Annotated in this window: 3 protein-coding genes; 1 reads left to right on the top strand and 2 read right to left on the bottom strand. The window is 36.0% G+C overall.

The genetic code is table 11. The annotated features are described in order from the left end of the window. Window positions 1–17 precede the first annotated feature (17 nt). The gene (locus tag ESP02_RS12895) at window positions 18–1,550 is read right to left on the bottom strand and encodes an acyl-CoA synthetase (protein ID WP_073994713.1); all 1,533 of its coding nucleotides are present in this window, start codon (window positions 1,548–1,550) and stop codon (window positions 18–20) included. A 102-nt stretch (window positions 1,551–1,652) separates the two neighbouring features. Next, a complete protein-coding gene (locus tag ESP02_RS12890; RefSeq protein ID WP_002400211.1) occupies window positions 1,653–2,684 on the bottom strand; it encodes a tyrosine-type recombinase/integrase in 1,032 nt (343 codons plus the stop codon). An 838-nt stretch (window positions 2,685–3,522) separates the two neighbouring features. Between ESP02_RS12890 and ESP02_RS12880 the strand changes: the two genes are divergently transcribed. Further along, the gene (locus ESP02_RS12880) at window positions 3,523–4,509 is read left to right on the top strand and encodes a DUF2382 domain-containing protein (RefSeq protein ID WP_038398922.1); all 987 of its coding nucleotides are present in this window, start codon (window positions 3,523–3,525) and stop codon (window positions 4,507–4,509) included. Window positions 4,510–4,580: the final 71 nt, after the last annotated feature.

Below are 4,580 nucleotides of genomic sequence, written 5' to 3'. Positions count from 1 at the left end.
CAACCGTTTAAAAACGATTAGTTGTTTTGTGTTTTTAATTCTTTTTCGATTTGAAGCCGCTGAACTTTCATTGTAGCTGTTCGCGGGATTGCATCAAAGTCACGGATGATAGGGGCGTTCAAACGGGGAAGTTCATGGACTTGCTCCCACCATCGATTCCAATCCATTTCTTTATCAGGAGCTAAAGCAATAATCGGCTGTGGAGAATGATTTTTATCCCTTACAATCACTACTTCTGCCAAAAAATCTAACGAATCTAATAAAAAGTCTTCAATAGCTAATGTACTGTTGATCGTTTCGATCAAATCTACTTGCCGATCTTTCAAAAATAGGTGACCACGATCATCCATAAAACCGTAATCTCCGCTATCCCACCAATCGCCATAAACATTTTCCTGGAACCGTGCATCTTCCTTATAATAAGTCAAAGCCCGTCCTTTAGATAGTAATTGTATATGACCATCTGTATTTTCAGGAAGGACGTTCCCAACTGAATCTGTGATCCGAGCGCTTGTCATGTCTTCCAGTCCAACGCCCATATCTCTTGCATCACTCGTTTTCAAACTTTCCAGTGTATGAGCCTTAAGAATCATCGGTCCACATTCACTTTGGCCATATACTTGAAGGAATACCGCATCTTGTGTTATTGATGTTCGCAAAAATGTTTCCATTGTCTGATTGTTTATGGCATCAAAAGTAGAATGATAATAACAGATGCCAGAGAAAGCTTCTGGATGTTCTTTAGCAGTAAAACTCCATTGAACAAAGTTATTCGGATGAGTCTCTAATGCGATTGGTCGGTGGGTTTCCAACATACGAATAACTTTTGAACTTTGTGCGTCTGCTAAAGGCATCATAGGAAAACCCATGGACATTAAAGAAGAGATGCCAATATTGAATCTAGAATGTACGGGGGAAATGTGAAAAGCGATTAATTTCTTTTCTGAAATTTTTGCAAAAACAGTTTTTTGCCATTTCGTTCGCCAACCCATAGAATGAGCGGAATGACAAATAAGCTTAGGGATACCAGTTGTACCAGAAGTATGGGTCATATAAGAAATTTCATTTTTAGCTAAAAACGATTGGGGAACAGGAAAAGCAGGTTGCTCCAGTAAATAAAAAATAGGAATCTGTTTTGATTTAGTCCCGTTTGAAATTTCTCCCACTCGTTTTTTTGTCTCATCATCAAATAAAATGAAGGGGTCTTCTAAACGGTCGATAAATACTTCCATTGTCGCTGTTGGTAGATGATAAGAAGTCATGACAGGCACTGCACCAAGGTAAGACACAGAAACAGCGAGAAGGTATGTGTCAAAAGCGGAACTCTTATAGATAATGACTTTGTCTCCAGATTTCACACCAAGATGGGCCAATTGATAAGCTCGATTTAACACACTTTCAAAGCATTTTTTGTAAGTTGTTTCAAGTCCTAACTCAGGAAAAGCAGAAAGCGGCTGATCACAGATAATCGGGGTCTCGGAAAAGCCAGCTGCAGCTTCTTGAAAATTCGTAAATAAATTCAAAGGGGAATACGTTATGGTCTCCATCATTCACACTCCATTATCTTTTGTTAAGTAATATACAAACTCAAGATAATCGTAACATAAACCTTTATATAATAACATAGTTTATTGTGAAAAAAGTTCAGGTTCCTATGTGTCAGAAACCTGAACGAATGCCGCTAATTCGTGATAAGAAAAATCAACCATTTTTTCCCAGATTTCTTGAAAAGAGTGGGAAGAGAGGTATCGATTACCACATAAATAGTTTACCGCGTCAGCATCATCTAAATATAGTTCGGTATAATAGCGATAGGTTTTTCGGCATAATTCTGGTGATACATTCTTATACACTGTGATTTTGCTCAAAATTTGGCGAATAGTCCGAGGAGAAATTTGTTGATCATGTGAGGAACGAAAAACAAAAGAATTTTCGTCCGTATTTTGTGCTGTTAACTTAAAATAGTTCTCCAGAAACGGCATCGCTTCTTTTGGTATTGGTACTTTACTCAATCTGTTTTCTTTTCTATTCAGATTAAGAATCTGCTTGGTCAAAGATACATCTTTACGTTTAAGTTCTACTACTTCATGGATCTTTAATCCGCAATACAGAAGAATGGCAGTAATCGCAAGGTTCCTCGGTCTATTCTTTTCTTCAAAGCTAGCTTCTCTGCTTGTTTGAAAGCCTTCAATCGGGATAAACAAATGCTCAAAATCTTTGAAAAGTTCTGCATCGATATATCGCGGAGCTGCTTTAGTTGTTTCCGGTAAACTTGTACCCAAAAGAGAAATCTCTTCTTCAATCAGTCCTTTTTGATACAAAAATCGTAAAAAATGATTTAATGAATATTGCTTCCTCGAAATCCCGTAATAGCTATTTTCAAACAATTGCTCTGTTTCCTGATTCGCTGTAGTTTGGAACGAACGAGTATGTCGATAGATTTTAGCTAAGAAATTCTGATAATCTTGTTTTTCTAAACGGATAATCAGCTGGTCATCCACTTCTTCAGAAAATACTTTTCTCAAATAATCAGTAAATAAATGGAAATCTTTTGCATATTCATAGCGACTACCTAATGATAAAGAAGAGCGATTTTCTTCTAAAAACTGTTGAAAGACGGAAGGGAGCAAATGTGTACGTTGTTTTAATTTTTCTTGCAGTTGTTTTCTAGTTTTGCTGTCCAATACAAATCCCTCCAGTTATTGTTCGTTTCCTTTATTTTACCGCATTTCCTCAAATGACGATAGACACTTTACCTTGATTTCATTAGGAACCTATTTTCAACTGTCTTTTAAAAGTTTTTGTTAATGCATAGACGTTCATCTAATTTTCTATGAGCCTTCAAGTTTTACTTGTGCTAATAACTAAAATTTCAATAATAGCAGATAAAAAAGGAGTAGCTTTAGGAATAAGAAAAAACACTTTACAGTTATTTTATTAATATAGTGGTTCTTTTTATTTTTAATTGGTTTATTCTCATTTTAGCTATGGGGTCACTTTACAAGTATTGGAATGGGGTTGGTTCGTTCGAATAGTAGTAGGGGATTTTCTTTTTATTTTTGAAAAATTATTAAATCCTTTTCAAAAATTGCTTAGCTTTCAATTTATTCAGCACTGGCTTAACTAGCTATACTATCTGCATGTTTCTTAGAGTAAAATTAGAAAAAATGAGGTGTCATTACCTGACATAGGGTTTTATCCTAATAGAGGAAAAAATATATGGGGAAATCAGTCTCTTTGTTTATACAAATATCTTATTTATACACGGTTTGGATAAATAGCTTCATTTTCAATGAATGGAAATTATATGAAATTTTTCAAAAAAATTCATATAGAAACAAAAAATAAACGATAATTTTATTTGATACATAGTTTTCTTTATCATAAATGTCTCCGGAATACAATTAAAATGTTTTAATCAAATTCCAATCTAAATATTTGTAGAAAACAATCGTCTCCTATAGAATAAATTTATAAGTAAAAATATACCAATCATAAATCTATTTGCTAGGAGGAATTTACATGGAAGACAAAAATTTAACAGTCATCGGTAGCTACAGTACAAGGGATGAAGCATTATCAGTAATCGAACGGTTGCGTAACGAAGGGTATGATCGAGATGATATCGTTATTTATACTACTGATGAAGCAGCAACTAGACTAGGATTCGACGGATTATCCGGCATAGATGTTGAAACAGATGAGAATCGGATGGATGGCGAAGAAGATCGTTCTTTATGGGAAAGAATAAAAGACACTTTTTCTTTTGATACCTATGATTCTGAGACGGCTACGCCAGAAAATGATCCTTTATATCAGTATAGAGGAGATATTTCTGCTGGAAAATTTGTCATCACAGTAAAAGGCTATCGTCAGCCAGAAACAACAGAAGACACAATGGATACGCAAGAGACTGTTAGCCCAGCAAGCACAATGGGAACTGGACTAGGGACTGGGACTGGCACTGATCCAATGGACGTAGATGGTACGACAGGCTTTCAAAATACAACAGATCCATTGAATATGACACCAGGAACTGATCCGATGGACGTACCTGGCGAAGCTGATTCTATGGGTACAAGAGAGACTGAAGACATCGATCGCAAACCAAATCTAGATGATGATACGATTCAACTAAAAGAAGAAAAATTAGATGTAAATACACATGATGTTACCACTGGAGAAGTCGACATCCACAAACATGTGGTCAACGATACTGAAACGGTAGAAGTACCGGTCAAACGTGAAGAAATCGTCATCGAGCGCAAACCAGTAACAGACCCATCTTCACAGGGTACAGACGAAAACTTGGAAGATGACACGATCACTATCCCAATCAAAGAAGAGCAAGTAGATGTTAGCAAACATACAGTTGTTCGTGAAGAAGTGGGAATTCATAAAGAAGAACATGAAGATGTTGAAAAAGTGACAGAAGATGTTAGCCGAGAAGAATTGGATATTGACACAAGCGGTGATGTACACATTGAAGACCGCAATAAAAAATCTTAAGCGTGAGCTAAAGAGATTGTGACAGAAGTGGTCAGCTTCAAGAAATAAGAAGTAGTTTACGAAAATTGCTT

The organism is Enterococcus sp. NBRC 3427, from assembly GCF_007996925.1.
In the GTDB taxonomy this organism is placed as follows: Bacteria; Bacillota; Bacilli; order Lactobacillales; family Enterococcaceae; genus Enterococcus_B; species Enterococcus_B lactis.
This window is presented reverse-complemented; position numbering and strand designations above follow the sequence as displayed.